Origin of the sequence: Curtobacterium sp. ZW137 (genome assembly GCF_003762905.1) — a bacterium.
Lineage (GTDB): Bacteria > Actinomycetota > Actinomycetes > Actinomycetales > Microbacteriaceae > Curtobacterium.
Window position 1 is genome coordinate 878,638 of record NZ_RJKS01000001.1, and the last position, 16,384, is coordinate 895,021.

Consider the following 16,384-nt stretch of genomic DNA (forward strand, 5'->3'; position numbering starts at 1 on the left):
CTGCAGTGCTGGTGGGGACTGGTGGATCGGGAGCGGCTCAGGCGCCGACGACGCGGAGCACGCTGGCGACGTCGGTGACGACGTCCTCTCCGCGGAGGGACACCACGGTGTCGGCGAGGTCCGATTCGCGGGCTTCGTGCGTGCCGATCACCAGGGTGGCGGTGCCGCCGACCCCGTGTGCGCTCGACTGCTCGACGGTCTCGACGCTGACGCCGTGCTTCGCCAGGATGCCCGCGACGGTGGACAGCACGCCGGGGGCGTCCGTCACGTGCAGGGTGATCTGGTAGCTGGTCCGGACCGTGCCGATCGGGAAGACGGGCAGGTCGGACCGGGTCGACTCGGCGATGCCGGGGCCGCCGATCACGTGCCGGCGGGCGGCCGAGACCAGGTCGCCGAGGACCGCGGAGGCCGTCTCGACCCCGCCGGCTCCGGCGCCGTAGAACATCAGGTCGCCGGCCGCTTCGGCTTCGACGAAGACGGCGTTCTTGGCGCCGTGGACGCTGGCGAGCGGGTGCGACTCCGGGACGAGGGCCGGGTAGACGCGGGCGCTCACGCCTTCGCGCCCGTTCTCGTCGGTGAGGCGCTCGCACGTCGCGAGGATCTTCACGACGTAGCCGGCCTTCCGCGCCGCGCGGACCTGCTCGATGGTGACCGAGGTGATGCCCTCACGGTGCACGGCGGCGAGCGGCACCGAGGTGTGGAACGCGATCGAGGCCAGGATCGCCGCCTTCTGCGCGGCGTCGTAGCCCTCGATGTCGGCGGTCGGGTCGGCCTCGGCGTACCCGAGCTCCGTCGCGGTGGCGAGGGCGTCGTCGAACGTGGCGCCTTCGCGGTCCATCAGGTCGAGGATGAAGTTCGTGGTGCCGTTGACGATGCCCATGATCCGCACGATGCGGTCACCGGCGAGGGAGTCGTGCAGCGGCCGGATGATCGGGATCGCCCCGGCGACGGCTGCCTCGTAGTAGAGCTGCGCGCCGACCTGCTCCGCCGCGGCGAAGAGCTCGGGGCCGTGCGTGGCGAGGAGTGCCTTGTTGCCGGTGACGACGTCGGCGCCGGACTGCAGGGCCTGGAGCACGAGGGTGCGCGCCGGCTCGATGCCGCCGATGAGCTCGACGACGATGTCCGCGCCGAGGATCAGCGACGCAGCGTCCGTCGTGAACAGCTCGCGCGGCAGGTCGACGTCCCGCTCGGCGTCGACGTCACGGACGGCGATCCCCACGAGTTCGAGGCCGGCGCCGGCACGCGAGGCCAGCTCGTCACCGTGTTCGAGCAGGAGTCGCGCGACCTGCGAGCCGACCGAGCCGGCTCCGAGCAGCGCGACGCGGACGTTGCGGTATTCGATCATGTGGTGCGTGTCTCCGGGATCTCGGGGGCTCACCGCGCGGCACCGGCAGCGGCCACGGGCGACACCCCGGTGTCGCGGGCGAGGAGGTCGTCGACCGTCTCACCACGGACGAGGATACGTGCTCGGCCGTCGGCGACCGCGACGACCGGCGGACGACCGACGTGGTTGTAGTTGCTCGCGAGGCTCCAGCAGTAGGCACCGGTCGCCGCGACGGCCAGGAGGTCCCCGCGGTGCACGTCCCCGGGCAGGTACTCGTCGTGGACGACGATGTCGCCGCTCTCGCAGTGCTTCCCGACGACCCGGCTCAGGACCGCCGGTGCGTCCGAGGTCCGGGCGAGCCGTGCCGTGTACTCGGCGCCGTACAGCGCCGGGCGGGCGTTGTCGCTCATCCCGCCGTCGACCGAGACGTACGTGCGGGTGGCGCTGCCGCCGTCGGCAGCGCCGTCGGTGTCCGTCGTCTCGAGCGTGACGGGCTTGATCGTGCCGACCCGGTAGAGCGTGATGCCGGCCGGCCCGACGATGTACCGCCCGGGCTCCACCGCGACGTCCGGCACCGGGATGCCGCGCTCGGCGCAGGCGTCGGCGACGATGGTCGCGAGGGCGTCGGCGACGTCTTCGGGTTCGAACGCGGAGTCGGCTTCGGTGTAGTCGATGCCCCAGCCACCGCCGAGGTTGAGTTCCGGCACCGGCCCGGACTGCACGAGCGTGGCGTGCACGTCCATCAGGCGACGCGCGGCTTCACGGAACCCGGACTCGTCGAAGATCTGCGAACCGATGTGCGAGTGCAGCCCGACGAAGGCGAGCGACGGCCGGGACCGGATGGTCTCCGCAGCGTCCACCGCTTCCGTCAGGGGGATGCCGAACTTCTGGTCTTCGCGCGCGGTCGCCAGGTACTCGTGCGTCGAGGCGTGCACCCCGCTGTTGATCCGGATGCGGACGCGCTGCACGACACCGGCCGCCGCTGCGGCGTCGGCGACACGGTCGATCTCTTCGTGGGAGTCGAGGACGATCGTGCCGACCCCGACCTGCACCGCGCGGGCGATCTCGGCGTCGGACTTGTCGTTGCCGTGGAACCCGAGCCGGCCGGGGTCGACGCCGCCGGCCAGGGCGACCGCGAGTTCACCGCCGGTGCAGACGTCGACACGGAGGTCCGCTTCGGCCATCCACGCCGCGACCTGGGTGGTGAGGAACGCCTTGCCGGCGTAGTAGACGTGGGCGTGCGCGCCGATGCGGCCGAACGCTTCGCTGAAGGCGTTGCGCACGCGGACGGCGCGGGACTGCACGTCCCGCTCGTCGACCACGTACAGCGGCGTGCCGAACTGCGCGACGAGGTCGGATGCGGCGACACCGCCGATCGCGAGCGAGCCGTCGTCGGTGCGCGTCGCGGAGGCGGGCCAGATCCGCGCGGTCAGCGCGGAGGCGTCCGTCGGGAACCGCAGCCGCGGCGGGGCAAGTGGGTTCTCGCTCACGGGACCCGATCCTACCGAGCCGGGCCCGGCCTCCCGTCCGGTGTTACGCACGCTGTGGAGAAGTCAGCACGTGCCGACGGTCTGCAGACCGTCCTCGCTGAGGGGCAGCTCGTCGGCGGTGATCCGCACGGTCGCCTTCGCGGCGGTGACGTCGAGCGATCGCACGCGGAGCGCCTCGGGCAGGAACTGCGCGGTGCACACCTGCACCGGGGTGTTCGTGACGCCGGGGATGTCGTCGACCTTGAGGTCCAGCGCCGAGTTCGTGATGCGCACGGTCTTCGGGGTGATCGTGATGCCCTTGCCCGCGGACTGCGCGGCGACGGTGCCACGGGCCTGGTACGAGATGTCGTAGCCGAGCACGGCCGTCGTCCCGGAGAGCTGCACGCCACCGTCCACGAGCGACAGGCGGTCGAACAGCGGGCTGTACTTCGCGAGGTCCTTCACGCTCGACGCCGCCAGGGTCACCGTGCCGTCCACGTCGTGCACGTTCCCCTTGCCGTCGATCGGGACGTCGTGCGCGGTGACGTCGGCGGCGAGCGGGATGCCGTCCACCGTCAGCTTCGTCGACGAGATCGCCACGTCGTCGAGGGTGCCGCTGATGAGCTGCGGGATGATCACGCCCTCGGCGTGGGCGTCCACGGTGCCGGTCGTGCCGTCGGGCAGCGACTGCTCGACCTGCTGCGCGATCATCCGGTCGACGACGCCGCGGAGCACGAACTCGGCGATGACGACGAGCACGGCGAGCAGCACCACGATGCCGATGACGACGATCGCTGCGGTGCGGCCGCGGCGGCGCTTGCGTGGGGCGGCGGGTGCGGTGGACATGCGTCCCACCTTGCCAGCGTCCCCCGGGATGCGGCCTGGAGGCGCGGTGCGGGCCCGGCGCGGCGGGCGCGGCGGGTGCCGCGGTGCGGGCGGGGCGGTGCCGGCGCCGCGGTGCGGGCGCGGTGCGGCGGGCCGCGGTGCGCCCGCCGCGGTGCGGGCCGGCGCCGCACAACCAAAACCACTCCGCACCACGGACTTCCGTGGTGCGGAGTGGTTTCGGTTACGCGAAGCTCGGCCGCCGGCGCGGCCGGCTCGGCCGGCGGCGCGGCCGGCGCGGCCCCGGCGCGGGCGGCGCGGCACGCGCGACCGGCGCGCGGCGCTACATGCGCTCGGGCGCGCTCACCCCGAGCAGCCCGAGGCCGTTCCGCACGACCTGGCCGGTGGCGTCGTTCAGCCACAGGCGCGTGCGGTGCAGGTCGGTCACGGTCTCGTCGCCGAGCGGGGTCACCCGGCAGGCGTCGTACCAGCGGTGGTACAGGCCCGCGAGCTGCTCGATGTAGCGCGCGATGCGGTGCGGCTCGCGGAGTTCGGCGGCCTGCCGGACTACGCGCGGGTACTCCGCCAGGGCCCCGAGCAGCGCGCCCTCGGTGTCGTGGGTGAGCAGCGACGCGTCGAACGCCGAGCGGTCCACACCCGAGGCCGCGGCGTTCCGCGCGACCGACTGCGTGCGGGCGTGGGCGTACTGGACGTAGAACACCGGGTTGTCGTTGGTGCGCTTGGTCAGCAGGTCGAGGTCGATGTCGATCGCGGTGTCGCTGGCGAACCGGACGAGCGAGTAGCGGCCCGCGTCGACACCCACGGCGTCGACGAGGTCCTCCATCGTGACGATCGTGCCCGCACGCTTCGACATGCGCATCGGCTCGCCGTCCTTGAGCAGGTTGACCATCTGGCCGATCAGGATCTCGAGGTTCTTGCCCGGCTCGTCCCCGAACGCGGCGCACATCGCCATCATCCGGCCGACGTAGCCGTGGTGGTCGGCACCGAGCATGATCAGGTTCCGCTCGAACCCGCGCTCGCGCTTGTCGAGGTAGTACGCCAGGTCGCCGGCGATGTACGCGGGCTCCCCGTCGGACTTGATGACGACGCGGTCCCGGTCGTCACCGAACTCGGTCGTGCGGAGCCACTGCGCACCCTCGGCCTCGTACATGTGCCCGTTGGCGCGGAGCCGCTCGATGGCGCGCTCGACGGCCTTCGACTCGTGCAGCGCGTTCTCGTGGAAGTAGACGTCGAAGTCGACGCCGAACTCGTGCAGCGACTGCTTGATGTCGGCGAACATGAAGTCGACGCCCTCGCGCCGGAACAGCTCCTGCGCCTCGTCGCGGGGCAGGTCGCGCACGTCCCCGTCGAAGGTCGACAGCACCCGGGCCGCGATCTCGGCGATGTACGCGCCGCCGTAGCCGTCCTCCGGCGTGGGCTCCCCCAGCGCGGAGGCGACGAGCGACCGGGCGAACCGGTCGATCTGGCTGCCGTGGTCGTTGAAGTAGTACTCCCGCGTGACGAGGCCACCCTGCGCCTGGAACACGCGGGCGAGGCTGTCGCCCACCGCGGCCCAGCGGACGCCGCCCATGTGGATCGGGCCGGTCGGGTTCGCGGACACGAACTCGAGGTCGATGCGCACGCCGTCGTAGAGGTCGCCGTGCCCGAAGGTCTCGCCGTTCTCCACGATGGTGCGGGCGATCTCGCCGGCAGCAGCCGCCTCGAGCGTGATGTTGATGAAGCCGGGGCCGGCGACGTCGACGGTGTCCACGCCGTCGAGCTCGGTCAGCTCGCCGGCGATCTCCGTCGCGAGTTCGCGTGGGTTGGTCCCGAGGCGCTTCGCGAGCTGCATGGCGGCGTTCGAGGCCCAGTCCCCGTGTGCCCGGTTCTTCGGGCGTTCGAGGGCGACGTGCGACTCCTCGACGGTCACGGTGTCGGACGCGCCTCGGCGCTCGACGATCCCGGTCAGGATCGACAGGTACGCGGCGGAGAGTTCGGCAGGAGTCACGGCGGACGAGTCTACCGGGCGTGGCGCCGACACCCGTTGCACACGCGACGGCACCCGTTGCACACGCGACGGCACCCTTCGCTCACACGGACGCATGCAGCATCATGGCCGCATGACCTCCCGACGATCGGTCCGGGCGATCAGCGTCGCCGCGCTCGCCGTCCCCGCCGCCCTCGTGCTCGCCGCCTGCTCCGGTGGCGACGCCGACGGCACCGCCACACGCTCCGCCGGCGCGACGCCGAGCGCCTCCGCCACCGCGGCGCCGATCGGCAAGCGCGTCACCCAGACGTGCGCAGAACTCCTCCCCGACACCGCCTTCGCCGTCTACGGCCAGCAGTTCGAACTCGACGCCTCGGCCGAGCCCGCGAAGGGCTCCGCCGCCGCCCGGATCGCCCAGCAGCGCGGCCGGGTCTGCGTCTTCGACGAGGTCGCCGACAGCTCTGTCACGATCACCGTCGCGGTCGCCGACCTGCCTGAGAAGTCACTTACGAACCTCAAGGACGCCCTGTACGAGCGGGGTGGTTCGGTGCCGACCTACACGGTGGAGGGCTACTTCTCCCTCACCGACGACGTCGGCCGCGCCGATGCCTTCGCGGACCCGTACTGGATCACGACCTCCTCCACCCTGTTCACCGAACCCGGCTCGGCACAGCCGGTCGTCGACGCGGTGCGGCAGGTGCTCGCGCCGAACGCGTCCGCGACACCGGGGGCGTCCGTCTCGCCGTCCGCGACGCCCACGCCGACCCCCACCGCGACTCCGGCCGGCTGACGCGAGCGACACCGTGCAGCGTCACCGCCCACCCGACGGGAGGCGCGGTGCGGGCCCGCACCGCGCCTCCAGTCCGACCGTGACCGGACCACGGCCCCACGAGGGAACCGGTGGTCCTGGGGGGCGGCTGGGACCTGCTACGGTTGTTCCCACCCCGGGCCCCCATAGCTCAGGGGATAGAGCACTGCCCTCCGGAGGCAGGGGCGGAGGTTCGAATCCTCCTGGGGGCACTGTCACATTTCCGCGGAAGCTGTGGTCTTCGCTTCGCTCAGTCCGCAGCCCGCGATGTCGCGGCAGGCCGCGACTGATCCCCCGTGGTTCGTTCCGACAAGCGCGCTGCGGCCCGTGGTTCGTTCCGACAGGCGCGCGGCGGGTCCGTGTTCGTTCCGACAAGCGCGCTGCGGTCCGTGGTTCGTTCCGGCAGGTGCGGCGGGTCCGTCGGTAGGTTCGGGGGATGACGATGACGTTTCCGCTGCCGACCACCGTTCCGCTCCGCGGGGGCACCACGCTCGGGTGGGGCGTGATCGGCCCCGGCGAGATCGCGAACGACTTCACCGCCACGCTGCACGCCAACTCCGGCCAGCGCGTCGTCGCCGTCGGCTCCCGCTCCCCCGAGCGCGCCGCCGCCTTCGCCGCACGCCACGGCGTCCCCACCGCGCACGACTCGTACGAGGCCCTCGTCGCGGACCCCACCGTCGACGTCGTCTACGTCGCCTCGCCGCACCCGCAGCACCTCGAGCACGCGCTCCTCGCGATCGCCGCCGGCAAGCACGTGCTCGTCGAGAAGCCGATGACCACCTCCGAGGCCGACACGCGACGCCTCGCGAGCGCCGCGCGCGACGCCGGCGTGTTCGCGATGGAGGCGATGTGGACCCGGTACCTCCCGGGGACCACCGTGATCGCGCAGCTCCTCGCCGACGGGGAGCTCGGCGACGTGCGTCTGGCGATGGTCGACGTCGGCTGGCCGCACGAGCCGGACCCGAACGACCGCATGTTCGACCGGGCGCAGGGCGGCGGTGCCCTGCTCGATGCGGGTGTCTACGCGCACTGGTTCGCACGGTTCGCCACCGGCGCCCCGGTGACCAGCAGCACGACGGGCGTGGTCTCGGACGGTGGGGTGGACCTCCAGTCCGTCACCGTGTCGACGGCCACCGGCGGCGCGCAGTCCGTGGCGACCACGTCGATGACCGCGTGGACGCCGGGCCTGGCGACGATCGCCGGCAGCCGGGCGACGGTGCGGTACACGGACCACTTCGTGTTCCCGGCCTCGTTCGCGCTGCACCACGGGGCGGACGCGGACCGCTGGTCGGAGCCGAGCGGGCTGCGTGGACGGCAGGGACTCGTGTGGCAGGCGGTCGCGCTCGCGGACTACGTCGCCGAGGGACGGACGGAGTCGCCGCTGCACGGACTGGACGAGTCGATCGGCCTCGCGGCGTCGCTGGACGCGGCGCGGGCTGCTGTTTCCGAACAGGACACCTCGGCCCCCTAGGATCACGGGCCGGTCGACCTGCACACGACCGGGAAGAGGACTCGATGACGCTCGCCACCGGGAACCCGCAGACCGAGCTGGCACGCGGCACGCTCGCACCGCCGGCGCGCACGCTGCTCGACGTCCTCCGGGCGACCGCGGATGCGCACCCGACCGCGCTCGCGCTCGAGGACCCCGACGGCGCGATCGACTACCGGACGCTGCTGCGGCTCGTGCAGGAGCGCGCCGACGACCTCGCCCGGCGGGGTGTGCGACGCGGCGACCGCGTGGGGATCCGGATCCCGTCCGGCGGGCGCGACCTGTACCTGTCCGTCCTCGCGGTCCTGGCGGCCGGCGCGGCGTACGTGCCCGTCGACGCGGACGACCCGGAGGAGCGCGCGACGCTCGTCTTCGGGGAGGCCGGGGTCGTCGGCGTGATCGGCGCCGGCGGCGTGCTGCACGGGGACGCCGCCGACGGGGTGCCCGGCGTGCCCGCTCCGGTCGTCGACCCCGCGGCGATCGCCGACGGACCGGACGTGGCCGACGACGCATGGGTGATCTTCACCTCCGGCTCGACGGGCGTGCCCAAGGGCGTCGCGGTGACGCACCGTTCCGCTGCGGCGTTCGTCGACGCCGAGGCGCGGATGTTCCTGCAGCGGGCGCCGATCGGCCCGGGTGACCGGGTGCTCGCCGGGCTCAGCGTCGCGTTCGACGCGTCCTGTGAGGAGATGTGGCTCGCGTGGGGGCACGGCGCGTGTCTGGTGCCGGCTCCGCGCTCCCTGGTGCGGACGGGCGTGGACCTCGGGCCGTGGCTGATCGTGCACGGCATCACGGTGGTGTCGACGGTCCCGACGCTCGCGGCGCTGTGGCCGGACGACGCGCTGGAGCAGGTCCGGCTGGTGGTCTTCGGTGGTGAGGCGTGTCCGCCCGAGCTCGCGGCCCGGATCGCGAGTCGGGACCGGGAGGTCTGGAACACGTACGGGCCGACGGAGGCGACGGTCGTGGCGTGCGGTTCGCTGCTGGACTGCAGCGTGCCGATCCGGATCGGGCTGCCGCTGGACGGCTGGGACCTCGCGGTGGTCGACGCCGCGGGTGCGCGGGTGGCGCCGGGTGCGGTCGGGGAGCTCGTCATCGGCGGGGTGGGGCTCGGGCGGTACCTCGACCCGGCGAAGGACGCGGAGAAGTACGCCCCCTTCCCGGAGCTCGGGTGGGAGCGGGCATACCGGAGTGGTGACCTGGTGCGGTACGACCCGGAGGGGCTGGTGTTCCAGGGTCGGGCGGACGACCAGGTGAAGCTCGGTGGGCGGCGGATCGAGCTGGGGGAGATCGACGCGGCGCTCCAGGCGCTCGACGACGTCGCCGGTGGGGCTGCCGTGGTGCAGCGGACGCCGGCGGGGAATCAGGTGCTCGTCGGGTACGTCGCTCCCGTCGCGGGTGCGGTCGTGGACGCGGCGGCGGCCAACGCCCGGCTGCGGGAGGAGCTGCCGGCGGCGCTGGTGCCGCTCCTCGTGGTGGTGGACACCCTGCCGACGCGGACGTCGGGCAAGGTGGACCGGGCGGCGCTCCCGTGGCCGCTGGGTGCAGCGGGTGGAGGGGACGAGTTCTCGCTCCCTCCCACCGTCGCGTGGATCGCCGAACGGTGGGCCGCGATCCTCGGCATCCCCCCGACGAGCGTCGACGACGACTTCTTCGCGCACGGTGGCGGCTCCCTGACGGCGGCGCAGCTCGTCTCGGCGATCCGCGAGCGCTACCCCACCACGACGGTGGCGGACGTCTACGACCACCCGCGCATCGGGGCGCTCGCGGACGCGCTGGACGCGTCGGGCCCGGTCGCCGCCGCGCACCGTGACGTCCGGCCGACCCCGCCGGCGACGGGGATCGCGCTGACGCTCCTCGGGCTGCCGGTCCAGGTGCTCCGCGGCCTCCGGGTCCTGACGTGGACGGCCCTCGTGGCAGCGGTCCTGCACGCGACCACCCTGCCGTTCCTCCCGGTGCTGCCGTGGCCGGTCCTCGTCGCCGCGGTGCTGGTCTTCGTGACGCCCGTGGGCAAGATGGCCGTCACGGTGGCGCTCGCCCGCCTGGTGCTCCTCGGCGTCCGGCCGGGCGACCACCCGCGGGGCGGTTCGGTGCACGTGCGGGTGTGGCTCGCGGAACGGATCGCCGAGGCGGTCGACGGGCCCTCCACCGCGGGTGCCCCGTGGATCAGCTACTACGCCAGGGCGCTCGGGGCGCGGATCGGCCGGGACGTCGACCTGCACACGCTGCCGCCGGTCACCGGGATGCTGACGATCGGCCGGCGCGCGTCGATCGAGCCCGAGGTGGACCTCGCCGGGCACTGGGTGGACGGAGACGTGTTCCGGCTCGGCCGCGTCGTCGTCGGGTCGGACGCGGTGGTGCACAGCCGCACGACGGTCATGCCCGGGGCGGTCGTCGGCGCGGGTGCCGAGGTCGAGGCGGGCTCCGCCGTCCAGGGCCGGGTCCCGGTGGGCGAGCGCTGGGCTGGTTCGCCGGCGGAACGCGTCGGGTCGGCCAGGCACGGCCGGGAGGCTCGCCCCGCGTCACGTCGACGCTGGCTCGCCGCGTACGGGGCCGGGTCCGTCGCCGTGGCCGGGTTGCCCGTGACCGGTGTCGCGGTCGGACTCCTCGTGACCGCTGCGCTGGTCGGGCGGGCGCCGACGCTCGGCGCCGCGGTGCTGCACGCGCTGGCACTCGTCCCGCTCGCGACCGTCGTCGCCGGGATCGTCTACGCGGGGCTCGTCGTCGCCGCGGTCCGGCTGCTCGGGATCGGGCTGCACGAGGGACGGCACCCGGTGCGTTCCCGGATCGGCTGGCAGGCGTGGTGCACCGAACGGGTGCTCGACGCCGCGCGCACACTGCTCTTCCCGCTCTACGCGAGCCTCGTCACCCCGGTGTGGCTCCGGCTCCTCGGGGCACGGGTCGGGCGGAACACCGAGATCTCGACGGTGCTGCTGCTGCCGTCCCTGACGCAGATCGCGTCCGGTGCGTTCCTCGCCGACGACACGATGGTCGCCACGTACGAACTCGGCGGCGGCCGCATCACGATCGGCCGGTCCAAGGTGGGTCGCCGTGCGTTCCTCGGGAACAGCGGGATGACCGGCGCCGGGCGGAGCGTCCCGCGTGAGGCGCTCGTCGCGGTGCTCTCCGCCGTCCCGAAGAAGGCCAAGCGCGGCTCGTCGTGGCTCGGCTCTCCCCCGGTGCGGCTCCGACGCGCGGCGACGTCCTTCGACGAGGAGCGCACGTTCCGTCCTCCGCGGCGGCTCCGGGTGGCGCGCGGCTGCTGGGAGGTCCTCCGCGTGGTCGCGCCGATGGTGTCCGGGGCGATCGCCCTCGGGGTCGGCGGCACGCTCCTGGCGCTCTGGTCGGCGGTCGGCATCGGGTGGACGGTGCTCCTCGCCGCGGTCGTCCTCGTCGTCGCCGGCGCCGTGGCCGCCGCCGTGTCGACGATCGCGAAGTGGGTGTTCGTCGGTCGGATCCGCGCACGGGAGCACCCGCTGTGGTCCTCGTTCGTCTGGCGCAACGAGGTGCAGGACACGTTCGTGGAGACCGTCGCGCGTCCGTGGTTCGCGGAGCAGGCCATCGGCACGCCGGCGCTCGCCGCCTGGTTGCGGAGCCTCGGCGCGACGATCGGCCGCGGCGTCTGGTGCGAGACGTACTGGCTGCCAGAGGCCGACCTGGTCACGATCGGCGACGGCGCCACCATCGCACGCGGCACGGTCGTGCAGACGCACCTGTTCCACGACCGGGTGATGCAGCTCGACGAGGTCCGGCTGGATGCCGGCGGCACCCTCGGACCGCACAGCGTGATCCTGCCGGCCGCCGGGATCGGCCCGGGGGCGACGATCGCACCCGCGTCGCTCGTGATGCGCGGCGAGCAGGTCCCGGGCGGCACGTCCTGGGCGGGCAACCCGATCGCACCGTGGGAGAGCGCACCCTGGACAGCCAGGGCCGCGTCCACGGACCCGACCGCCGGCGTCGTGGCAGACTGACCGGCACCGTGAAGCCGACGAACACAGCCGCCGACCCGTACACCCCGCACAGCGGCGACCGACGCTGGAGCGCCACGCACTACGACCTCCGGCTCGACTACCGCGTCGCCACGAACCGCCTCGACGGCACCGCGACGATCACCGCGACCGCGCTCGAACCGCTCGACCGTGTGGTCCTCGACCTGCACGGGCTGACGGTCGACCGGGCCGACGTCGACGGGCAGCGGGCGAAGAAGACGTCGACCGCGGTGCACAAGCTGACGGTCACCCCGGCGGAACCGATCGCCGCCGGTGCCGAGTTCACGCTGCACGTCCGGTACCGCGGGACCCCGCACCCACTCCGCAGCCCGTGGGGGCAGATCGGCTGGGAGGAACTCACCGACGGCGTCATCGTCGCCGCGCAGCCCACGGGAGCGCCGTCGTGGTTCCCGTGCAACGACCGTCCGGACGACAAGGCCACGTACCGCATGGAGGTCACGTGCGAGTCCGGGTACGACGTGCTGGCGAACGGAGAGCTCCTCGGCCAAGAGCGCGCCGGCCGCGGCACCCGGTGGACCTACGCCACGACCGACCCGATGGCGACGTACCTGGCGACGGTGCAGATCGGCCGCTACCGCACCCACACGCTCCGTGGCGCGCCGGTCCCGGTGACGATCCACCACCCCGCCGACCTGACCGCCGCCGTGAAGACGGACTTCGGGCAGGTGCCGGAGATGCTCGCGCTGTACGCCGACCGGTTCGGCCCGTACCCGTTCCACGCCTACGGCGTCGTGGTGACCGACGACGAACTCGAGATCCCGCTCGAGGCGCACGGCCTCGCGGTCTTCGGCCGGAACCACGTCGACGGCGAGCACGGCACCGACCGGCTCATCGCCCACGAGCTCGCGCACCAGTGGTTCGGCAACTCGGTCACGCTCGGCCGCTGGCGGGACATCTGGCTGCACGAGGGGTTCGCCTGCTACGCCGAGTGGCTCTGGTCGGAGCACAGTGGCGGCGACACCGCGGACGTGCTCGCGGCCGAGCACCGTCAGGCGCTGCTCGACCACCCGTCGGACCTGGTGGTCGGTGACCCCGGCGCGAAGGACATGTTCGACGACCGCGTGTACAAGCGCGGTGCCCTCGCCCTGCACGCACTCCGCCGGACGGTCGGCGACCCGGCGTTCTCCGAGGGGCTCAGGACGATCACCGAACGGCACCGGCACGGCACGGTCACCCCGTCCGACGTCGTCGACGCCTTCGCCACCACGTCGGGCCGGAGCACGGCCGCCATCCAGACGGTCATCGGCCCCTGGATCGACGAGTCCGGGGTCCCGGAACTCCCCTAGCGCCGGTCCCCCGGGCGCGCGTCCTCGACGTCGATCGGGACGCCGCCCGCGGCCACCGCGAGGACCAGGTCGTCGTCGAGCCAGTGCACCTGCACGGGGTGTCGCACGCCGTCGAGTGCTGCCGTGCCCGCGGCGAGGTCCGCGTCGAGGTCCACGTCGACGGTCGCCGGGTCGACGCGGAGCCCGCGGCCGTCCCGCTTCAGCACCGCTTCCTTGGCGGACCAGCAGGCGGTGCGGGCGCGCTGGTCGTCCCCGTACCGCACGCGCTCCCCGGGCGTGGACGCGTCGAGGGGTGCCGCGGCGACCCGGGTGACGCGCTCGACGTCGACGCCGAGCGGAGCCGGTCCCACCGCGAGGGCGAGTGCGCCGTCGGTGCGGGACAGGCTCACGCCCACGGGGCGGCCGTCCGCGGTCGCCCAGGGGCGCCCGTGGTCGGTGCCGCGGCAGTGCGGGCACCGGCGGCCGAGTGCGGTGGACGCGGGATCCGCTCCGGTGACCTCCGCGACGAAGGCGAGCAGGGCCTCCCGGTCGGTCTGTCGGGTCGCGCCCGGCGTGCACACGCGCACCGACACGGCCTGGAGGCTCGACTCACCCACGCAGGCACCCTACTGTCGCCGGGGCAAACTGTCGTCGGCACGCCCCGGACGCAACGAGACGCCGCCGGGACCGGCGGTGTCTCGTGTGGTGAGCGGCATGCTCGAGCGTGGGTCGTGCTCAGGCGTGCGTCGTGCTCAGGCGTGCGTGGTGCTCAGGCGTGCGTCAGCGCGATCAGTGCCACGTTCATCGTCGAGTAGAGACCCTCGGACCGGGTCGCCTGGCGCACGCGGCCGCGCAGGACCTCGTAGCGGCCGTTGTGCTCGCGCACGAAACCGATCACTCCGCTGGCGGGTGTTGACACCCGGTGGAAGCCGTCCTCGAGCGGGACGACCTCCGTGTTCATCGTTCGTTCCATTGCCGACCCCTTTCGTCGTCGAAACGGTCTGCTGCGGATACTACCCCGATCGGGGGACAGGAACCGGCTCCGGTGAACTCTCTCCACAGGTGCTGGACGTCCCGGGCCAAGCGATGCGGTCCCTGGATAGACTCCGGGCGACGGCGCGCTCCCGCAGCAGTCCGGGCTTCGCGGCCCTCGGGGGCGGCGCTGCCGAACGGACGGAGAACGGATGCGAACGGTCCAGAGTGGATCGCACACCAGGCGGCCCGACGCTGGCAGGGGGACGTCCGGACGCTGGGGCGCACGGCTCGCAGCAGCGGTGATCGCGGCGCTCCTGGTGCTCGCTCCGGCCACGGCTGCCCGGGCCACCGCGCCCGTGCAGCTCGACGGTGCCTACGTCCTCGACGACGCCGACGCCCTGAGCGCCTCGCAGCAGACCGCGGTGGAGAAGGCCGTCCGCGACCTCGCGGACAAGACGGACACGCAGCTCTACGTCGTCTACGTGCCGGAGTTCACCGACCCGAGCGACCACGCCGCGTGGGGCGACGAGACGATGTCGCTCAACCAGATCGACTCGAACGGCATCCTGCTCTCGATCGCGACGGACGCCCGCACCTACGACATCCAGCAGACCAACGAGACCGCGATCACCTCCTCGGACGTGCAGAACGCGGTCAACGACGACCTCGTGCCGAAGCTGCGCGACAGCGACTGGGCCGGTGCCGCCACCGCCTTCGCCGACGGGCTCTCCGCCTCGCAGGACCCGCCGAACCTGACGTGGCTGTGGATCCTGCTGCTCGTCGTCGTCATCGCGGTCGTCGTGATCGTCCTCGTCATCCGCACCCGGAACAAGCGCAGGACCGCCGCGGCGACGAAGGCGCAGGAAGCCTCCCTCGCCGACCTCGAACGCACGGCCGGGGCCGCCCTCGTCACCATCGACGACGAACTCCGCACCGCCGAACAGGAAGTCGGCTTCGCCACGGCCCAGTTCGGCGCCGACGCTGCGAAGCCCTTCGCCGACGCCGTCGCCACGGCCAAGCAGAACGTGCGGAAGGCCTTCACCTTCCAGCAGCAGCTCGACGACGAGATCCCGGACTCCCCGCAGCAGCGCGCCGACTGGTCCAACCAGATCATCGCCATCTGCGAGCAGGCGCACGCGGCGATCGCCGAGCAGACGGAGTCCTTCGACCAGCTCCGCGCTCTCGAAGACGGCGTCGACGAAGCCGCGGTCGCCCTCGCCGAAGCCGTCCGGGCCGCACCGCCGACGCTCGACCAGGCGGCCGCCGCGCTCGAACGCATCCGCGGCTCGTACACCGGGCGGACCCTCGCGACCGTGTCGGACAGCGTCGACCAGGCGCGTGAAGTCCTCGCCTACGCCACCGAACGCTCCGCAGCGGCCGATGCCGCGATCGCCAACGGCGACAAGGGCGAAGCGGTCGTCGCCGTCCGCGACGGCCAGCACGCCCTCGCCCAGGTGCAGCAGCTGACCGGCTCGGCCGTCGGCGCCGCGGGGACCTTCCAGGAAGCCTCGGCACGGGTGGACGCCATGCGCCTCGACATCGAAGGTGACGTCGCCGCCGCCCGGACCCTGCGCACCGGTGGCCCGGACCTCGCCGCGGCGGTCACCACCGCGGAGACGGTGCTCCGGGAACGCCTCGACCCGAAGGACCCGATCGCCGCGGTCGACGCCCTCACGAAGGCGAACACCGCGATCGACGCCGCACTCGCCACGGCCCGCACCGCCGACGAGCAGAACCAGCGTGCGCTGCAGGCCCTCGACGCCGCCCTCCGCGACGCCCGGACCCGCATCAGCCAGGCGCGGGAGTTCATCTCGATGCGCCGCGGCGCAGTCGGGCCGACCGCCCGGACACGCCTCTCCGAAGCCGAACGCGCCCTCGACGACGCCGTCAAGCTCGCCACGACCGATCCGCTCCGGGCCCTGCAGGCAGCGCGTGCCGCCGAGCAGTACGCCGCGGCCGCGATGGACGAAGCGGGCAACGACATGGGCGGCTGGCCCGGTGCCGGGGGCGGCGGGAACGGTGCGCAGCTCGGCGGCCTCGTGACCGGCATCGTCCTCGGCGGGCTCCTCGGCGGACGCGGCGGCAGCTTCGGCGGCGGCTCGTTCGGCGGCGGTGGCTTCGGCGGTGGGGGTGGCGGCTTCGGCGGTGGCGGTGGCGGTGGCGGCGGAGGCGGCGGCGGCTTCTCGGGCGGTGGTCGCTTCTGACCGTGCACCGCTGACGTACCAACCCGATGGACAA

The 16,384-nt window shown here is 73.3% G+C and carries 11 protein-coding genes and 1 tRNA gene; 6 read left to right on the forward strand and 6 right to left on the reverse strand.

Annotated elements, in window-relative coordinates:
* Positions 1 to 37: 37 nt before the first annotated feature.
* The 4 genes from EDF55_RS04125 to argS form a co-directional block, all read right to left on the reverse strand.
* Positions 38 to 1,345 (reverse strand): homoserine dehydrogenase, encoded by a 1,308-nt coding sequence (locus tag EDF55_RS04125; protein WP_123653615.1) that lies wholly within the window; start codon positions 1,343 to 1,345, stop codon positions 38 to 40.
* A 29-nt stretch (positions 1,346 to 1,374) separates the two neighbouring features.
* On the reverse strand, positions 1,375 to 2,814 hold the full coding sequence (gene lysA / locus EDF55_RS04130) for a diaminopimelate decarboxylase (protein WP_123653616.1): 1,440 nt from the start codon (positions 2,812 to 2,814) through the stop codon (positions 1,375 to 1,377).
* Positions 2,815 to 2,877: 63 nt separating this feature from the next.
* Complete coding sequence (locus tag EDF55_RS04135; RefSeq protein WP_123653617.1) at positions 2,878 to 3,639, reverse strand: LmeA family phospholipid-binding protein; 762 nt, start codon at positions 3,637 to 3,639, stop codon at positions 2,878 to 2,880.
* A gap of 319 nt (positions 3,640 to 3,958) precedes the next feature.
* Positions 3,959 to 5,623, reverse strand: a complete 1,665-nt coding sequence (argS, locus tag EDF55_RS04140) for an arginine--tRNA ligase (protein WP_123653618.1) — start codon at positions 5,621 to 5,623, stop codon at positions 3,959 to 3,961.
* 112 nt (positions 5,624 to 5,735) lie between these two features.
* Between argS and EDF55_RS04145 the strand changes: the two genes are divergently transcribed.
* The 5 genes from EDF55_RS04145 (at position 5,736) to EDF55_RS04165 (ending at position 13,192) form a co-directional block, all read left to right on the forward strand.
* Positions 5,736 to 6,392 carry a hypothetical protein gene (locus EDF55_RS04145; RefSeq protein WP_123653619.1) on the forward strand — a complete coding sequence of 219 codons (657 nt, stop codon included), beginning with the start codon at positions 5,736 to 5,738 and terminating at the stop codon, positions 6,390 to 6,392.
* Between the two features lie 158 nt (positions 6,393 to 6,550).
* A tRNA-Arg gene (locus tag EDF55_RS04150) sits at positions 6,551 to 6,622 on the forward strand.
* Positions 6,623 to 6,846: 224 nt separating this feature from the next.
* On the forward strand, positions 6,847 to 7,881 hold the full coding sequence (locus EDF55_RS04155) for a Gfo/Idh/MocA family protein (RefSeq protein WP_260235797.1): 1,035 nt from the start codon (positions 6,847 to 6,849) through the stop codon (positions 7,879 to 7,881).
* Between the two features lie 44 nt (positions 7,882 to 7,925).
* Positions 7,926 to 11,867 carry a Pls/PosA family non-ribosomal peptide synthetase gene (locus tag EDF55_RS04160; RefSeq protein ID WP_123653620.1) on the forward strand — a complete coding sequence of 1,314 codons (3,942 nt, stop codon included), beginning with the start codon at positions 7,926 to 7,928 and terminating at the stop codon, positions 11,865 to 11,867.
* 8 nt (positions 11,868 to 11,875) lie between these two features.
* A complete protein-coding gene (locus EDF55_RS04165; RefSeq protein ID WP_260235799.1) occupies positions 11,876 to 13,192 on the forward strand; it encodes a M1 family metallopeptidase in 1,317 nt (438 codons plus the stop codon).
* Here the strand turns inward: EDF55_RS04165 and EDF55_RS04170 are convergent.
* A complete protein-coding gene (locus tag EDF55_RS04170) occupies positions 13,189 to 13,788 on the reverse strand; it encodes a 4'-phosphopantetheinyl transferase superfamily protein (RefSeq protein ID WP_123653621.1) in 600 nt (199 codons plus the stop codon). The two genes, EDF55_RS04165 and EDF55_RS04170, sit on opposite strands and share 4 nt — an antisense overlap.
* Positions 13,789 to 13,940: 152 nt before the next feature.
* Positions 13,941 to 14,144 carry a hypothetical protein gene (locus tag EDF55_RS04175; protein WP_123704224.1) on the reverse strand — a complete coding sequence of 68 codons (204 nt, stop codon included), beginning with the start codon at positions 14,142 to 14,144 and terminating at the stop codon, positions 13,941 to 13,943.
* Between the two features lie 301 nt (positions 14,145 to 14,445).
* Here EDF55_RS04175 and EDF55_RS04180 point away from each other — a divergent pair, with 301 nt between their 5' ends.
* A complete protein-coding gene (locus tag EDF55_RS04180; protein ID WP_185017098.1) occupies positions 14,446 to 16,350 on the forward strand; it encodes a YgcG family protein in 1,905 nt (634 codons plus the stop codon).
* Positions 16,351 to 16,384: the final 34 nt, after the last annotated feature.

Coding starts and splice junctions, on each gene's coding strand:
- EDF55_RS04125 (WP_123653615.1), bottom strand. CDS start 1,345: ATGATCGAATACCGCAACGTCCGCGTCGCGCTGCTCGGAGCCGGCTCG.
- EDF55_RS04135 (WP_123653617.1), bottom strand. CDS start 3,639: ATGTCCACCGCACCCGCCGCCCCACGCAAGCGCCGCCGCGGCCGCACC.
- EDF55_RS04145 (WP_123653619.1), top strand. CDS start 5,736: ATGACCTCCCGACGATCGGTCCGGGCGATCAGCGTCGCCGCGCTCGCC.
- EDF55_RS04155 (WP_260235797.1), top strand. CDS start 6,847: ATGACGATGACGTTTCCGCTGCCGACCACCGTTCCGCTCCGCGGGGGC.
- EDF55_RS04160 (WP_123653620.1), top strand. CDS start 7,926: ATGACGCTCGCCACCGGGAACCCGCAGACCGAGCTGGCACGCGGCACG.
- EDF55_RS04175 (WP_123704224.1), bottom strand. CDS start 14,144: ATGGAACGAACGATGAACACGGAGGTCGTCCCGCTCGAGGACGGCTTC.